This is a genomic window from Mycobacterium sp. 852002-40037_SCH5390672 (assembly GCF_001665875.1).
Lineage (GTDB): Bacteria > Actinomycetota > Actinomycetes > Mycobacteriales > Mycobacteriaceae > Mycobacterium.
Genome location: NZ_LZTA01000066.1, coordinates 1 through 543 on the forward strand (window position 1 = coordinate 1; position 543 = coordinate 543).

Sequence of the window (543 nt, forward strand, 5' to 3'; positions counted from 1 at the left end):
GGCCGAATCGAGCGTTGCGGCGTACTCGTCCGGACCCAGACTTGCCGCCCGTTCCGTCAGACCGCGCGCCAGCGCATAGATCGCCTCGACGGCGCCGTGCCGATCGGCACGGCGGGCGAGCCCGCCCTCGCGGACAGCGTCCCGGACGATGCCGTCGATGATTTCGCGGAATACCTGGAACCCCGAGTTGCCCGTCGCCGTGTCATCGACGGCGATCGCATTCTCCGCCCGGATCACCCACTCGAACGCCGCGAGGTCGGGGTACTCGCGCATCAACCGGCCCGATTCGTCGAGGACCGCTTCTATTCGCGTGACCGCGGTGCCCGGGCGGGCGGCCGCCCGCCGCAGTCGGGGAACCGCGACGTCGGTTCGCGCCGCCACCGCGGCCTTCATCAGTTCGGACTTGTTCGGGAAGTAGTTGTACAGGCTCGCACTGGTCACGTCGGCGGTGCGGGCGATCTCACGAATCGTCGCCCGGGCGTAGCCCGCCTCGGCTACACAGCGCATCGCCGCGGTGATGATCCGGGCGCGCGTCTGCTCCCC

At 70.2% G+C, this 543-nt stretch carries 1 protein-coding gene; it reads right to left on the reverse strand.

Annotated elements, in window-relative coordinates; all coding sequences use genetic code 11:
- Positions 1-543, reverse strand: a 543-nt coding sequence (locus tag A5782_RS10295) for a TetR/AcrR family transcriptional regulator (RefSeq protein WP_067097433.1), incomplete at both ends; no start/stop codon positions are given.